The organism is Acinetobacter sp. UBA2581, from assembly GCF_002339435.1.
Taxonomy (GTDB): Bacteria; Pseudomonadota; Gammaproteobacteria; order Pseudomonadales; family Moraxellaceae; genus Acinetobacter; species Acinetobacter variabilis.
The window spans coordinates 1-15,969 of sequence record NZ_DDLD01000088.1; the positions used below are offsets into that span (position 1 = coordinate 1).

The 15,969-nt window shown below is 39.9% G+C and carries 16 protein-coding genes and 2 pseudogenes; 8 read left to right on the forward strand and 10 right to left on the reverse strand.

Features of this window, described 5'->3' with window-relative positions; all coding sequences use genetic code 11:
- Positions 1-494: 494 nt before the first annotated feature.
- Positions 495-1,133, reverse strand: a complete 639-nt coding sequence (locus B3Q46_RS11350; protein ID WP_004780076.1) for a glutathione S-transferase family protein — start codon at positions 1,131-1,133, stop codon at positions 495-497.
- Between the two features lie 16 nt (positions 1,134-1,149).
- Complete coding sequence (locus tag B3Q46_RS11355) at positions 1,150-2,169, reverse strand: NADP-dependent oxidoreductase (RefSeq protein WP_286715529.1); 1,020 nt, start codon at positions 2,167-2,169, stop codon at positions 1,150-1,152.
- A 144-nt stretch (positions 2,170-2,313) separates the two neighbouring features.
- Here B3Q46_RS11355 and B3Q46_RS11360 point away from each other — a divergent pair, with 144 nt between their 5' ends.
- A complete protein-coding gene (locus tag B3Q46_RS11360; protein ID WP_286715532.1) occupies positions 2,314-2,922 on the forward strand; it encodes a TetR/AcrR family transcriptional regulator in 609 nt (202 codons plus the stop codon).
- A 111-nt stretch (positions 2,923-3,033) separates the two neighbouring features.
- Positions 3,034-3,264 (forward strand): hypothetical protein, encoded by a 231-nt coding sequence (locus B3Q46_RS11365; RefSeq protein WP_001087973.1) that lies wholly within the window; start codon positions 3,034-3,036, stop codon positions 3,262-3,264.
- Between the two features lie 83 nt (positions 3,265-3,347).
- On the opposite strand, the pseudogene B3Q46_RS11370 reads toward B3Q46_RS11365, so the two are convergent.
- From B3Q46_RS11370 to B3Q46_RS11380, 3 genes and pseudogenes are all read right to left on the reverse strand, one after another.
- Positions 3,348-4,475: pseudogene (locus tag B3Q46_RS11370) on the reverse strand (alkene reductase).
- Between the two features lie 203 nt (positions 4,476-4,678).
- On the reverse strand, positions 4,679-5,356 hold the full coding sequence (locus B3Q46_RS11375) for a type 1 glutamine amidotransferase domain-containing protein (protein ID WP_004780085.1): 678 nt from the start codon (positions 5,354-5,356) through the stop codon (positions 4,679-4,681).
- A gap of 75 nt (positions 5,357-5,431) precedes the next feature.
- Positions 5,432-6,589: an iron-containing alcohol dehydrogenase gene (locus tag B3Q46_RS11380; RefSeq protein WP_286715574.1), complete on the reverse strand. Its 1,158-nt coding sequence runs from the start codon at positions 6,587-6,589 to the stop codon at positions 5,432-5,434.
- A 190-nt stretch (positions 6,590-6,779) separates the two neighbouring features.
- On the opposite strand from B3Q46_RS11380, the pseudogene B3Q46_RS16450 reads away from it, so the two are divergent.
- Positions 6,780-7,077 (forward strand): annotated as a pseudogene (locus B3Q46_RS16450) (hypothetical protein); the annotation flags it as partial.
- A gap of 85 nt (positions 7,078-7,162) precedes the next feature.
- On the opposite strand, the gene B3Q46_RS11390 reads toward B3Q46_RS16450, so the two are convergent.
- The 4 genes from B3Q46_RS11390 to B3Q46_RS11405 all read right to left on the reverse strand — a co-directional run bounded on the left by B3Q46_RS11390 (position 7,163) and on the right by B3Q46_RS11405 (position 10,266).
- The gene (locus tag B3Q46_RS11390; RefSeq protein WP_004780089.1) at positions 7,163-7,465 is read right to left on the reverse strand and encodes a putative quinol monooxygenase; all 303 of its coding nucleotides are present in this window, start codon (positions 7,463-7,465) and stop codon (positions 7,163-7,165) included.
- 332 nt (positions 7,466-7,797) lie between these two features.
- On the reverse strand, positions 7,798-8,628 hold the full coding sequence (gene fghA / locus B3Q46_RS11395; protein WP_004780090.1) for an S-formylglutathione hydrolase: 831 nt from the start codon (positions 8,626-8,628) through the stop codon (positions 7,798-7,800).
- A gap of 228 nt (positions 8,629-8,856) precedes the next feature.
- Complete coding sequence (locus tag B3Q46_RS11400; protein WP_000842149.1) at positions 8,857-9,969, reverse strand: S-(hydroxymethyl)glutathione dehydrogenase/class III alcohol dehydrogenase; 1,113 nt, start codon at positions 9,967-9,969, stop codon at positions 8,857-8,859.
- Positions 9,970-9,990: 21 nt separating this feature from the next.
- Positions 9,991-10,266 (reverse strand): metal/formaldehyde-sensitive transcriptional repressor, encoded by a 276-nt coding sequence (locus tag B3Q46_RS11405; protein ID WP_001133624.1) that lies wholly within the window; start codon positions 10,264-10,266, stop codon positions 9,991-9,993.
- Positions 10,267-10,733: 467 nt separating this feature from the next.
- Here B3Q46_RS11405 and B3Q46_RS11410 point away from each other — a divergent pair, with 467 nt between their 5' ends.
- Positions 10,734-11,729, forward strand: coding sequence for a zinc-dependent alcohol dehydrogenase family protein (locus tag B3Q46_RS11410; protein ID WP_286715795.1), 996 nt, complete (start codon positions 10,734-10,736; stop codon positions 11,727-11,729).
- Positions 11,719-12,735, forward strand: coding sequence for a zinc-dependent alcohol dehydrogenase family protein (locus tag B3Q46_RS11415; protein ID WP_286715797.1), 1,017 nt, complete (start codon positions 11,719-11,721; stop codon positions 12,733-12,735). Before B3Q46_RS11410 ends, B3Q46_RS11415 begins: the two co-directional genes overlap by 11 nt.
- 50 nt (positions 12,736-12,785) lie before the next feature.
- Here B3Q46_RS11415 and B3Q46_RS11420 read toward each other — a convergent pair whose 3' ends face one another.
- Entirely contained in the window at positions 12,786-13,685 is a 900-nt protein-coding gene (locus tag B3Q46_RS11420; protein ID WP_004780095.1) for a LysR family transcriptional regulator, read from the reverse strand.
- A 135-nt stretch (positions 13,686-13,820) separates the two neighbouring features.
- On the opposite strand from B3Q46_RS11420, the gene B3Q46_RS11425 reads away from it, so the two are divergent.
- The 3 genes from B3Q46_RS11425 to B3Q46_RS11435 all read left to right on the forward strand — a co-directional run bounded on the left by B3Q46_RS11425 (position 13,821) and on the right by B3Q46_RS11435 (position 15,936).
- Positions 13,821-14,561, forward strand: coding sequence for an SDR family oxidoreductase (locus B3Q46_RS11425; RefSeq protein ID WP_286715800.1), 741 nt, complete (start codon positions 13,821-13,823; stop codon positions 14,559-14,561).
- A 71-nt stretch (positions 14,562-14,632) separates the two neighbouring features.
- Positions 14,633-15,631, forward strand: coding sequence for a zinc-binding alcohol dehydrogenase family protein (locus B3Q46_RS11430; protein WP_286715803.1), 999 nt, complete (start codon positions 14,633-14,635; stop codon positions 15,629-15,631).
- Positions 15,632-15,651: 20 nt separating this feature from the next.
- Entirely contained in the window at positions 15,652-15,936 is a 285-nt protein-coding gene (locus B3Q46_RS11435; RefSeq protein WP_004281848.1) for a putative quinol monooxygenase, read from the forward strand.
- The last annotated feature ends 33 nt before the right edge of the window (positions 15,937-15,969 follow it).

Sequence of the window (15,969 nt, forward strand, 5' to 3'; positions counted from 1 at the left end):
TATGAAATTAGAGTATTACAACCTAGATCACAGGCAAGAAAAGATAAAAAACCTCAATACTGGATGAGTATTGACATTAAATAAAGACTTGCTAAATTCGTTTAAGCTTTTATACAAGGGTTCAAAAACTATTGCCAGTTAAACTGGGGCGCGATTTTTACTTATATGTGTTTATGTTAGTAAAATGATGTAGATCACTTGTTCAATCCCCCGAGGAATAATTTAATCTTACTGTGCGTTAGTCACTTTTCTTTCAAAAGTTGATTATATCTTTCAACGTAACCGTCGTGATATTCAAGCCCTTTTGATAGGAATTTGCAGTGAAAGAATAGGCGAAACTTGTCTTAAATAATGGTAATTCCTTATCTTTAAAATAAAGAACGCCCGATGAAATTCATTAGGCGTTTAATTTAAATAAGTGTCAGCTTATTTTATAACTAGATGTACTTGTCAATGACGATTCTTTTTCTCAATTGCCTTAAAAAACAATCTTGCTATTTTTGACTTTTCACACCATTTTGTTCAATTTGTACTGCGGCTTGCCAGCTAGGTAGTTGGCTTAAACCTGCTACATAACGTTGGATATGCGGATAATTTTCACCTTGTCCCATATGATAAACTAAAGCATGTAGTCCAAAGCCCATCATAAAGTCAGCACCGGTTAAACGGTCTGCCACTAGAAATTCTTTATCTTTTAAATATTCATTTAAATAGCTAAATACTTTATCAAACTCAACTTGAGTATAATTTTCTAGAAATACCAACTTCGTACCCTGCTTGGTTTCTAGCGCATTAAACGTTTTTAACAAAAATGGCAGCATGGCAGAGCTTTCTGAGAAATGAATCCACTGTAGATAATCGACATAGGTAGGTTCATCCATATCTGGTGCTAAATGCGGCGCAAGTTTCTGAATTAATAACTCAACGATTGCGCCTGACTCTGCAATAACTTTGCCATCCCATTCCAATACTGGAGATTTCCCTAAAGGATGGATGGTTTTTAAAGATTCAGGGGCCAAATGCGTGCTTGAGTCACGATAATAGCGTTTCAGCTCATAGGGCTGCTTGATTTCTTCAAGTAACCACAAAATGCGAAAAGAACGTGATTGATCTAAATGATGTAGTGTAATCATGATAATTCCTATTTTTTTAAATTTTTACAACCACTTTGCCAAAGTTTTCGCCTTTCAACATACCATTGAAAGCATTGATCGTGTTATCTAAACCTTGCACTATATGCTCTTTATATTTGATTTTTCCGTCTTTCAACCATTCAGACATTTGCTGATAGAATTCCGGATACTGACTGCCATAATCATCAAAAATAATAAAGCCTTGCATGCGAATACGCTTTCTTAAAAGGGTGGAAATAAAGCCCGGTAAACGGTCTAGCCCTTGTGCTTGCTCGGTAGAGTTATATTGGGAAACCACACCACACACCGGTACACGTGCCGCAGAGTTAAGCAATGGCCATACCGCATCAAACACTTTACCCCCTACATTCTCATAATAAATATCAATACCGTTGGGAACTGCTTGTTGTAATTGTTCTGCAAAATTTTCATCATGATGATTGATACAAGCATCGAAGCCGAGCTCTTCTACTGCATAACGACATTTTTCAGACCCACCTGCGATGCCAACCACGCGACAACCTTTAATTTTGCCAATCTGTCCAACCGTAGCACCAACAGGTCCCGTTGCAGCTGCAACGACTAAAGTTTCACCGGCTTTAGGCTGACCAATGTCCAACAGCCCCATATAAGCAGTAAATCCTGGCATTCCCAAAATACCCAGTGCCCAAGATGGATGTTCAGGTTGCATACCTAAGCTTTGACATGCAGTCCCATTAGAAATTGCGTAGCCCTGCCAGCCATTTCCTGAAAGAACCCACTCGCCTTCTTTGAATTTTGGGTTTTTAGAGGCTACCACTTGACTGACTGTTCCACCGACCATCACTTCGCCAATTTCAACCGGTGCTGCATATGAAGGAGCATCACTCATGCGACCACGCATATAAGGATCGAGTGACAAGTAAATGGTCTTTAACAACATTTCGCCTTGTTTAAGTTCATTGAGCTCAACTTGCTCAATACGAAAATCGCTGTGTTTTGGCTCACCGACTGGCCGTTGAGCTAAAACGATACGTTGATTAATAACTGTTTTCACACATATAACTCCATGTTTTATTTAGAAGTATTTCTATTCACAATCAAAAATTATGATTAAAATTTCTTTACATCCATTGTAGATGAGTTATAATAAAAAACAATACGACCGGTCTATTTTTTTACAATAGAGTAAATAATTAATATGAAGCCTAATCCTATTAAAAAGTCTGAAGCGAAGCGCTTACACATTCTTAATACCAGTTCAGACCTGATTTTGCATAAAGGTTTTACTGGTGTAGGATTACAGGAAATTTTACAGAGCTGTGAGATCCCTAAAGGCTCGTTTTATCATTATTTCCAATCCAAGGAAGCTTTCGGATGTGAATTGGTACAACATTATGTGGATAATTACCAAGTCCGTTTAAATGATGTATGGCGTAGCGATAAATCCCCTTATCAAAAGCTGATTGAGTATTTTAATTTATGGATAGAAGATCCTGAAACAAAGTGTGGTTGGGCGGATAGCTGTTTAATTGTGAAACTTGCCGCAGAAGTTGCCGATCTATCTGAAGATATGCGCTCCATTATGTCCGCTGGCGTCGATGATGTAATCCAACGGATTGCTGCTTTAATTGATTTGGGAAAACAGGATCAGTCTATCCAAGCAGATACTGAGGCCTGGACGTTGGCACAAGTACTTTACCAAATGTGGTTAGGTGCAGCATTACTGAGTAAGTTGCAAAAAGATAAAACGCCATTACATCAAGCTCTGAGAGCAACTAAATTTCTATTAAAAAGTGAAGATTCATAAAAATTAAATTAAATATCAATTACATAATTAATGGTTTATGATAGCAACCCAATGATTACTTATTCATGTATTGCTATTAGATCGATTTACAATCAATGAGTATAGCGCGCAATGAATTCTCCTTCTAAAGCCCTCATGACTCGTATTTTAGTCGGATATTTAGGCTTATATCCCACACTCTTACTGGTACTCACTTTATTAAAGCCAATTACTCAGCATCAAAGTTTCCCGATGATGGTGTTGATTGAAGTCATAGTATTAGTGCCAGTAACGCAACTGATTTCTTTCCCACTGGCAGGTTGGCTCATTACACAGCTAAAAAATTTTAAGAATTTGTTTTAACAAGAAATTGTGCTGGCAACAGCAATCCTAAGCCCTTATATTGCCAACCACAAAGGTTGGCAAAATAACTCACTTAGTCGAGATTAATCTGCGTAAGCTGGATAATCAATATAGCCTTTTTCCGTCCCACCATACATAGTGCTTGCATCTACTGCATTCAATGGCCAGCCATTAGCGATGCGATCGGGTAAATCTGGATTCGCAATAAATGGGCGTCCAAATGCAATTAAATCGGCCAGTCCTGCCTCTAAAATTCGAGTCCCTCTTTCTGCCGTATATCGACCTGCATAAATAATCCGACCACTGAAAGTGTCTCTGACATCTCTACGAAAATCATGAGGAAGTTCTGGTGCATTATCCCAATCAGCTTCTGCAATCGATAAATAGGCAATCCCAACTTCTTCAAGTATTTTTACGGCTTCAATATAAGTCACATGTGGATCATCTTCAACCAACCCTATGTAAACACGATCTTCCTCTGTACTTTCAAATAGCGGGGCAAAACGCACTCCTAAACGATCTGCACCAACCACCTCAGCAACTGCCTCTACTACTTCACGTAAAAAACGCAAACGATTGTTTAGTGATCCACCATATTCATCTTCACGGTGGTTACTATGTGCAGAGATAAATTGATTCACCAAATAACCATTTGCACAATGAATTTCAACCCCATCAAAACCAGCAGCCAAGGCATTGCGTGCTGCTTGAGCATAGAGTTGCACTAATTCTTTAACTTCTGCATTGCTTAAAGCACGTGGCATTGAAGGATCAGCCAAGGTCCCAGCATTAGGCCCGGTCTCAATAAAGACTTTAACATTACTATCAGCCCTGATAGCAGAGGGTGCGACCGGTGATGCATGATCGGGTTGCAAAGATGTATGTGAAACACGCCCAACATGTCAAAGCTGTGCAAAAATAATGCCTCCTTTAGCATGCACTGCTTCCGTCACTTTACGCCATCCAGCAATCTGTTCAGGGCTGTAAATACCGGGAGTCCAAGCATAGCCTTGACCACGTGGCTCGATTTGCGTACCTTCGGTGACCATAGATCCTGCCCCGGCACGCTGTTGATAATAGGTTGCCATTAATTCATTTGGAATATTACCTGGCTGAGTACTGCGCGACCGCGTTAATGGTGGCAATACAATACGGTTTTGCAAAACATAAGGGCCTAAGCTTAAATTTTGAAAAAGTTTGCTGGTCTTCATTTCATTGTATCCAAGTAATCATGACTAAATTGATCTAAACTAAAAAAATACCCTTCCTTCCTGTATATAGAAAAATAAAGGAAGAAAAGCTATTCACTCAGGCCCTTCACCATTAAATGAGGGTTATTTTGCTTATTGCGCCAGTTGCTCAGAGTCAGAAGTTTTATTCACTGCTAAGCACCACAACACACACTAGCTACTCTTTATTTCAACAATTGAAGTAATGCTGTAGCGGTTGCAGCAGAAGAGGCTGGATTTTGTCCAGTAACCAGCAAGCCATCTACTTGAACATATACTTGCCAATCATCCACTTTAGAATAATGACCACCGTTTTGTTTAAGCATGTCTTCGACTAAAAATGGTACAATTTCAGTCAAACCTACAGCGGCCTCCTCAGTATTGGTGAAACCAGTCACTAATTTACCGCTAACTAAAGGCGCTCCATTACTCGCTTTCACATGACGAAGAACACCCGGGGCATGACACACTGCTGCAACAGGTTTGCCAGACTGAATCGCCTGTTCAATCAGAGAAATTGAAATCGGATCTTCTGCTAAATCCCACAATGGGCCATGCCCGCCTGGATAAAACACTGCATCATAATCAGCTACAGAAATTTCGCTAAGTTTATGCGTCTGTGCCAATGCTTGCATTGCAGTTGGATCTGCTTCAAAACGATGAGTGGTTTCAGTTTGAGCATCGGCTAAATTACTTTTCGGATCTAGTGGTGGCTGCCCACCTTGAGGCGACGCCAGCGTAACTTCAGCACCAGAGTCAATAAAGGTGTAATACGGTGCAGCAAGTTCCTCTAGCCAGAAACCTGTTTTCTTACCAGTATTGCCAAGTTGATCATGTGAGGTTAAAACGATTAAAATTTTCATGTTATTTCTCCAATAATTTTCATGATTGAGGAGCATTGTTACAGGGTCAGAGCATGCCAGATACGCGCATTTAGCTTAGATACTCATCTCGAGAATTTGGCGACTGATCTCTAATGAAACATTTTTATGTTCGCCTAGCTGTGTAAGATTATGTGATTTAAGTTGCGTAATGATGATCTCAATATCTGTCTCCCCCAGTCCATAATCGTTAAGACGAGTCGGCAATCCAAGTTGCTCAAAGAAGGCTCGAGTACGAGCAATAGCAGTATGCATACGTTGTTCTTCATCACCTTCGACAATCTGCCAGACACGAGCTGCATACTGTAGTAATTTTTCTCGCTTCTCTTGACGACGTACATGTAGATTGGCCGGCAACACAATGGCCAAGGTACGAGCATGATCAATACCATATAAAGCCGTGAGCTCATGTCCAATCAAATGGGTTGACCAATCTTGTGGTACCCCAGCTCCAATTAGCCCATTCAGTGCCATGCTAGCAGCCCACATCAAATTCGCACGCGTGTCATAATCTGCTGAATCTTCCAAGATTTTCGGTCCAATCTCAATCAGAGTTTGCAATAGACCTTCGGCAAAACGATCTTGTACTTGTGCATTCACAGGGTAAGTTAAGTACTGTTCCATGACATGAATAAATGCATCGACCACGCCATTAGCCAACTGGCGCGTCGGCAAGCTAAAAGTTTTATTCGGATCGAGTACGGAAAATTGTGGAAAAACATAGGGACTGCTAAATGACAATTTGGCTTGGGTCGATTTTCTGGTGACTACCCCACCGCTATTCATTTCTGAACCAGTTGCCGGAAGGGTGAGTACACTCGCAAAAGGCAAAGCTTGAGTAATTTTAGTACCATGGGTTTCTAAAATCTCCCATGTATCCCCTGTATAATTGACTGCTGCTGCAATAAATTTAGTACCATCAATTACCGATCCACCACCGACAGCCATCAAGAAATCTATCTTTTGTTCTCGAATCAGCTCTACAGCTTTCATGAGGGTTTCATAACTCGGATTCGGCTCAATTCCGCCAAATTCATGAATTTCTCTTGCACCTAATGCTTCACGTACCTCAGCTAAAGTACCATTCTTACGTGCACTTTCACCACCAAACAACATTAATACTTTTGCTTCTGTAGGCACATAGTCATTGATTTTAGCTATTGTATCGACACCAAAAATAATACGGGTCGGATTATAAAAGTTAAAATTCAGCATATTTTTATCCTAGGATGATCAGTTAATTGATTTGAAAAACCACCGTTATTCATCAAATAAACTTTAAAAAATTGGACAACACTGCGGCTTTTGCCTACACCATGTGGTGACTATACATAAAAATAGACCAGTCGTCTATTTTTATAAAAATTATTTCAGCTTGCAACTTTAGTGATGGTTAAAAAATCCAGGCTTGTTCTATACCGCTTTTATTATTGATGTATTTTCACGAGCGATTGTTGGATGAAAGGTATCAACACGTATGAATACTGACATGGTCATGAACGCATTGGCTAAAACAGAGGTGATTGAATATTTAAAAGCAGATTGGCACGGTTTAACAGATGTACAAATGCGACAGTAAATTAGATATATTGGTTCAATATAAAGCATGTACATGGGTGCATTCGTTTATTTACCCTGTTTTGATATTGACCCATGTAAATGATGAAATTAAGCCATCAAATAAAGTAGCCCAACTTGAATAAAAAGCCTCCGACAAACCTCACAGGGTTAGAGTGCTGCCTTTCATTCAAAATTTCAGGCAGCACACTCATACATTTAAGCGTCGGTTTAAGCTGGTAGTTTACTCGCCAAAACATCTACTTTTTCAATAGACGGTGGCTCTGAAAATAGCTCATCGGCCTGAGCCATCAAAGCAGCTGCAACCTTGCCAGATAAATGTGCTTCGCGACCCGCCTCATCAGGAAATGCATCAAAAATACCAAATGTTGTAGGTCCAAGACGTAGGCCAAACCACGCAACTGTCGCAGGTTCTTCCATTACAATAGGTAAACCGGCTTTAAGGAAAGCTTCCACTTCGTCTTCTTTACCCGGTTTAGCTTCAAGGCGGACATATAAAGCTGTTTTAAGCATGACTAAAACTCCACAATTGATTAGAATTAAAACGATTCTGACATTGCTAATGGATGCATGTCAGAAAGTTTTGTTGTATAAAAGTTAAAAAAAATCCCATAGCTGAGCCAAAATCTGATTTTTTTATTTCGGCATAATGCTATGAATTTATTCAAGTTAATATCATTAACATTTGAATCAAAAAATTAAGATATGAGATGATTAAATTTAATCTTAGTTATATAAGGATCAATTGATTCGTCCTTAGCTTTATAAGCTGACCTCTTCATCTGGAAATTATATTGCTCAAGAGACATTCAAGAACAACATGTACATCCTCATATCTATGAAAGTTATTTAGCTAGGAATTTGCTGTGAAACTCTAGATGTTTCTCTATAAAGCTCGCAATGAAGTAATAGCTATGGTCATACCCTTCCCTTAGGTTAAGTGTAAGAGGATATTCTTGTTCCAAACAAATATCACTAAGAAGCTTAGGCCTTAACTGTTCTTCAAGAAAATCATCAGCTGTTCCCTGATCCACTAAAATAGGTAAATGAACTTCAGCGTTTTTGATTAATTCAATCGCATCATAGCTTTTCCATAAAGTTTCGGTTTCACCTAGGTAGTGTGTGAAAGCCTTTTTCCCCCAAGGTACTTGGCTAGGTGCAACAATTGGTGCAAAAGTAGAAATACTTTTATACAGCTCAGGATTTTTTAACCCAATTACTAATGCACCATGACCACCCATGCTATGCCCCATAATGCTTTGGACTTGATTGGTCGGAAAATTCAGGTCAATCAGATTTCTGAGCTCTTCCACAATATAATCATACATTTTGAAATGCTGTGACCAGGGTGCTTGTGTTGCATTCACATAGAATCCTGCGCCTTGGCCTAAATCATAATCTGCATGATCTGGTACATCCTCTCCACGTGGGCTGGTATCTGGTGCAACAATAATGACTTTATGTTCAGCCGCATACTTTTGTGCTCCGGCTTTAGTAATAAAGTTCTGTTCGTTGCAAGTCAGTCCTGATAACCAATATAAAACTGGCAACCGCTCATCTTTATCATGAGGTGGCAGATATATTGAGAATTTCATTGAACAGTTTAATGCTATTGACTGATGGCGATACACTTCTTGCGATCCACCAAAAGAAGCATGTTTCTCAATTATTTCCATAATCAATTACCTATGTTGAGCAAGACTTCATGAGAAATCGAGTAAACAAAGAGTCTGACATTCTCCACAGAGAATAGTGATAAAGATTTAAAATGTAGGCAGGTTTATTGAACCTATACACGATGCCTGCACAGTTAGATCTGTTTTACAGATAATGTGCCGTTTTAGAGGATTCCATGCATGTCATTCATGATGCACATGCATGGAATCGTATAAGGTCTGACGGAATTATTCGTAATGAATTACAGTACGAATTGACTTACCTTCATGCATTAGATCAAAGGCTTCATTGATCTGATCCAAGCCCATCGTATGTGTCACAAATGGTTCTAATTGAATTTTACCTTTCATGGCATCTTCAACCATTCCTGGAAGTTGCGTGCGACCTTTTACGCCACCAAAAGCAGAACCTAACCATTTACGACCAGTAACTAGTTGGAATGGACGGGTAGAGATTTCTTGACCTGCGCCAGCTACACCAATAATTACGGATTGTCCCCAGCCACGGTGTGCACTTTCAAGGGCTGCACGCATTACATTCACGTTACCAATACATTCAAATGAATGATCTACACCCCAGCCAGTCATTTCGACAATTACTTGCTGGATCGGTTTATCGTAGTCTTTAGGGTTCAAGAAGTCCGTTGCACCAAACTCTTTTGCCAGCGCAAATTTATCTGGATTCATGTCAACCACAATAATACGTCCTGCTTTAGCTTGACGTGCGGCTTGTACGACTGCTAGACCGATACCACCTAAACCAAAGACCGCAACACTATCACCTTCTTGTACTTTAGCGGTGTTGTGTACTGCACCGATACCCGTTGTGACACCACAACCTAGTAAGCAGACATGTTCGTGATTGGCTTCAGGATTGATTTTAGCCAATGATACTTCTGCCACTACTGTGTATTCACTGAACGTTGAGCAGCCCATATAGTGGTAAATCGGTTGACCATTATAGGAAAAACGAGTTGTGCCATCTGGCATTACGCCTCTACCTTGAGTTTCGCGAACGGAAATACACAAGTTCGATTTTCCAGATTTACAGAATACGCACTCGCCACATTCAGCGGTGTAAAGTGGAATTACATGATCACCTGGTTTGACGCTAGTCACGCCTTCACCAACCTCAACTACGACACCAGCACCTTCATGCCCGAGAATAGCCGGAAAAACACCTTCAGGATCATCGCCAGATAAAGTAAATGCGTCTGTATGACACACACCGGTATGGGAGATCTTGATTAATACTTCACCTTTCTTCGGTGGTGCAACATCAACCTCAACAATTTGAAGAGGTTGACCAGGACCAAACGCAACGGCAGCACGTGACTTCATGGAATAATTCCTTATACAAATCTATTTTAAATATGATTTTAGAATCTTGGCGATTTCAGCCAATTCTTCTTTTCGTTGTTGTTCTGTGGTTTCACCTGATACTAAAGTGTCTTTTAAATGAACCTCTAACATCTCATTCATTAAACCATTAATAGCACCACGCACAGAGCATATTTGTTGCAGAATTGCACCACATTCCACATTGTCTTCTAACGCTTTTTCAATCGCTTGCGTCTGACCTTTGATCTTTCTGACGCGTAGAAGAATCTTTTTTTTGTCTTCAACCTGATTAGGCATCAGACCTCCTTATTTGCTAGCATTAATACTATAGTACCCCATAGTATAAAAAAAGCAATAATTTTTATAAATCGAAAAATCAAAAAGGTCTTTAGCGAAAATTTTCTATCCCTGTTTTTAGTTTTTTTAAATTAACATCGTAGAGCTTATGCGAAGGTCACAAAAAAATGGGACTTTTAGCTGCCATTTTTTATTTTGGCTCATGTTCTTTGTAATGCTGTGACCTTTTAGAATTATGTTTCAAATTTTAGCCACTTTGTAGATATTTTGAACGTTTCAAGCCTTGAAAATACTACCGACAGTTTAGATTAAACTGCCTTTACAGACTGTACTAGAATATTTTTAGTGAGCGGATGATATTTATTATTCATTATTTAGGAATTATTAAATCCTATAAATATCATTTATTGGATTAATTTACTTTGGTACTGTGCATATCATCCCCCAGTTAAGAATAAGGAACAACTATGAATAAGATGATGAATGCTCTTATCCTAGAAAATTTTGGTGATCATGAATTTACACGTGTAGAACTCCCTATACCTCAACCAGAGGCTGGGCAAGTTCTAATACGTATTCATGCCAGTGGTGTAAACCCTATTGATTATAAAATTCGTCTTGGTGAAGCACCATATGCTATGCCAGAGCTTCCTGCCGTGTTGGGAACAGATATGGCTGGGGTTGTAATTGCTATTGGTGAAGGTGTCACTCACTTCAACGTCGGAGATGAAGTTTACGGTCTGATTGGTGGCGTTCGTAATCTTCAAGGATCTTTAGCAGAATATGTTGTAGCAGATGCTGATCTGATCGCATTAAAGCCACGGAATATCTCTATGCGCGAGGCAGCAGTACTACCATTGACGTTCCTCACCGCTTGGGAAGGTTTAGTGGATAATGCGAAGGTCCAACCAGGGCAAACTGTACTGGTTCAAGGTGGTGCTGGTGGCGTTGGTTATATGGTGGTTCAGCTTGCAAAAGCACTTGATGCAAATGTTTGGGCGACTGGTCGTACAGCTGATCAATCACTGATTTCAGAACTCGGTGCAACACCTCTCGATTACACAACAGCATCTTCCGATGACATTATTGCTGCAAGCCCTGAGGGTCAAGGTTTTAACATTGTTTACGACACTGTGGGTGGTCCAGTACTCGAAGCTTCACTTTCCATGACAACTCACTATGGCCACATTACCAGCTGTGCTGCATTTGGTAATCATAATTTAGCGAGTTCATCTCTACGGTGTGCCACAATGTCTGGCGTATTCGTCCTAATGCCGATGTTAACAGGCAATCGCCGTGCTCATCATGGTGATATCCTTAAGATCGCGACTCGTCTCGTTGAGGAAGGTAAACTGCGTCCTATTGTTGATCCTCGTAATTTTACTCTAGACCAAGCGATTGAGGCTCATGATGCTGTTCAAGATCGCTCTGCCAATATTAAGGTAGTGATTGATGTCATTTAACGCACTTCAGGCCAAGACTTGGCGCTTCAATAGTATTGGAGATACAGATGTTCTGACATTAGAAACACTTCCTGTTGCTTTACCAGCAGCAGGAGAAGTTCTAATCCATATGAAAACGATCGGACTCAACCGGGCTGATGTAATGTTTCGGCGTGGTACTTATATTCAAAAGGCAGTATTCCCTTCTCGTCTGGGATATGAGGGAGCAGGCATAGTTCTTGCGATAGGTGAAGATGTACGCCAATTTTCTCCAGGAGATGCAGTATCGATTCTTCCGACTGACAATCTAGCCAAATATGGGACATATACGGACAAGCTTCTGATTCCAGAAACTTTTTTAGTTCACAAACCTGATAGTTTAAGCTGGGAAGAAGCTTCTTCAATCTGGATGCAGTATTTGACGGCTTGGGGTGGTGTAATCCATGCTGGTGGAGTTTCGAAAGGAAAAACGATCTTGATCACAGCAGCTTCAAGTAGTGTAGGACTAGCTGCGATACAGATCGCTGAAGCAGCGGGTGCTAAGGTCATTGCAAGTACACAAACGATAGAGAAAAAGCAACGTTTACTGGATCTCGGTGTTAAAAATGTTATAGCCAGTGAAGATGAACCCGATTTGTATGAGGCGCTTGTTTCACGTTTGGGTGGAGAATATCTTGATGTCGCCTTTGATGCTGTAGGAGGGCCACATATTGAACAGATTGCAAAAGCGATGTCTGTGGGAGGAACTATGGTTATGCATGGTGCACTTAGCCCAGAGATCACACCATTTCCCCTTAAAGTTGCATTACGCAAGAGCTTAACCATGCGAGGTTTTTTGTTCCTTGAGGTTCTGCATGACCCTGTTCTAAGGGAGCAAGCCAGACGATTTATTCTTAGCAGTATAGGTGCAGGATATCTTCGTCCAGTGATCGACCGTTGCTTTAACTTTGAGAACATGCATGACGCTCAGCGCTATCTTGAATCAAATCAGCAAATAGGAAAAATTGTAGTTACTCTAAATACATGATGGTCTTATCTGATTTCTACTTTCTAGAAAAAAGGTTAGTTCCTTCTGATTCAGGTTTCTATATGGCCCAGCACTTCCGCTAAGTAATCAAACAATGCTCGGATTCGCAAAGGTGTCGGGCCCCGCTGTGGACGATATAAATACAGGCGCCAAACGGGAGAGGTTTCCTCATGAAGTATCTGAATGAGCTTACCACTCCTAAGCCACGGCAAAACTAGAAATCCAGGCATGTGTCCGAATCCAACTCCAGCGAGAATAGCTTGAAATTCAGCTTCTAGATCATCTGTAATAAAACGGGGATTTGATGGCGTAAAGTTTCGACTTTCGGTGAATGTCCATGGCCAGTAACGCCCTGTTTTATGATCGACTAGTGCGGTTAGAGGGTATTTATCAAGGTCAATAATTTTTTTAGGCATTCCGACCTTATCAATTAACTCTGGCGTACCCACAGAATAAAAGTTCACTTTAGCCAATTCCCTTGCCACATATCGATTGTCCGGCAAAAATCCAAATCTGATCCCGATATCTATCCGCTCATCGATCACATCCGAGTGTGAATCTGTTAGCACACATTCCACGACAATATCTGGGTAACGTGTGGCAAATTCTGCTAGTGCAGGTACTACCAATTTACGCCCTAACACTGACGAAACAGTAAGACGGACAGTCCCACGCATTTCATCTCGTTTTTCCTTGGTGTTTTTTACAAGCAGAGCATCAATGGATCCCACCGCAAAACGTGCTTGCTTTGCCAAACGCTCACCATCAGCAGTAATTTTAATTTGTCGAGTACTCCTGTAGAACAGAATCTCTCCGCGCTGCTCTTCTAGCTCTTTTATTGCCCGTGTCACTAGCTGCGGGGAAATACCGAGCTGAGTGGCTGCCTCTTTAAAATTTCGAGACTCTGCTGCGACACAAAAGATACGCATCATTTCCAATTTGTTCTGCATGTCCAATCCTGTGGTCTGGTAATTATTCCGTAAATAGGAATTCTGAAAGATAATATTATTCATTTATTATACCTAACAAGGCTGTAATACTTAATCCATCAAATATGATTGACAGATAGGTTGAAGGGCACTTGTATGAATAATATAGAAAATAAAGTTATTGTTATCACTGGTGCAAGTAGTGGTTTAGGTGAAGCTACTGCTCGCTTACTTGCTAAAAAAGGTGCAAAGGTTGTACTTGGTGCTAGACGTACTGAAAAATTAGAGGCTATTGTTCACGACATTCGTGTTGAAGGTGGTCAAGCTGAATTTATTGGTATGGATATAACCAAACCACATGAAGTACAAGCACTTATTGAAAAGGCATTAAGCGCATTTGGTCAAATCGATGTATTGGTAAACAATGCTGGATTAATGTCTATTGCACCATTAAGCGAGCTAAAAGTTGATGAATGGGATCGTATGATCGACATTAATATTAAAGGTGTTCTTTATGGTATAGCAGCTACTCTACCTGTTTTCCAAAAACAAAACTTTGGACACTTTATTAATCTCGCATCTGTTGCAGGGTTAAAAGTATTTAGTCCAGGAGGTACTGTTTATAGCGGTACTAAGTTTGCTGTAAGAGCCATCTCTGAAGGACTTCGTCATGAAGTTGGGGGAACAATTAGAACGACGACTATTGAACCTGGTGCAGTTGAGTCAGAACTAAAATTTGGTTCTTCTCATAAAGAAAGTTCAGAGTTTGTTACTGATTTCTACAAACAAGCTATACCAGCTGACTCAGTCGCTCGAGCAATTGCTTATGCAATTGAACAGCCTGCGGATGTAGATATTAATGAAATTGTTTTACGCCCAACGAGCCAAGAGTTTTAATAATTGAATAACAAAAAATGGGAGCACCTTGCTCCCATTTTTACTATATTTTTAAAGTTAAGGACAAATCTATGAAAGCCGTATCGTATGTTATAAATAACCATGATGATTTTAAAAATTCATTGGTAGATATTGAAAAAGCTAAGCCTACGCTTAAGGAGCGTGATGTACTGGTAAAAGTTCAGGCAATTTCTGTGAACCCAGTTGATACCAAAGTGAGAAAAAATTCGTCTAAAGCAAATAATCGTATTTTAGGTTGGGATGCCGTTGGGGAAATTATCGAAGTTGGCTCAAAAGTTACCTCATTTAAAGTAGGAGATTCTGTTTGGTATGCTGGCGATTTAACCCGAGATGGTAGTAATGCTGAGTTTCAAGCAGTCGATGAACGAATCATCAGTCTTAAACCCATTACAGTATCTAATGCAGAAGCAGCAGCATTGCCATTAACTGCAATAACGGCATGGGAAATGCTGTTTGATCGGTTTCAAATTTCAGAAACAGAAATTGGCAGTATTCTAATTATTGGTGGTGCAGGCGGTGTAGGATCTATCACTATCCAACTCCTAAAAGCAAAAACAAATCTGACCGTTATAGCAACAGCTTCACGTGAAGAAACGAAATCTTGGGTTGAATCACTGGGTGCCGACCATGTCATTGATCATAGCAAAGATTTGAATGCACAAATCGATACACTAGGCATTGAAAAACCAAAATACGTATTCTCTACAAATCATACAGAAACATATATCAAGCAAATAGTTTCTCTGATTGCACCACAAGGCAAGCTTGGATTGATCGATGATCCACAAACATTTGATATTATGCCGTTTAAGACTAAATCTATTTCTATCCATTGGGAGCTGATGTTCACCCGTTCAATGTATGAAACCGATGATATTGAAAAGCAAGGTGATCTATTGCAACAGGTTGCTCAATTAGTTGATCAGCAAAAAATTAGAAGTACCCTCAACCAAAATCTAGGCAAAATTAACGCTGCAAACTTGGAGAAGGCGCATAAGTTACTTGAATCAGGTAAGTCAAAAGGCAAAATTGTACTAGAAAACTTCTAAAACAAATTAAAGGTGAAATAATGACTATTTCAGTAATTGCGAACTTTAAGGCAAAGTCAGATCAAAAAGAGACGTTAGAAGCGCTTTTAAAAAGTGTAATAGAGCCTACGCTTCACGAAGAAGGATGCTTGAAATATGAGCTTTATATTAGCGAAAATGACTCGAGTAGATATTTCTTCTTAGAAGAATGGCGTAGCAGAGAGGATTTAGATATCCATATAGCGTCTGATTATATTCAAAGTTTATTTGGTAATATCCAATCGCTCATTGAATCCAGTGATATTGTAGAAATCAAAAAAATATAGCTGTATTCGGACATTAGACTTCTTGCGTTAGTC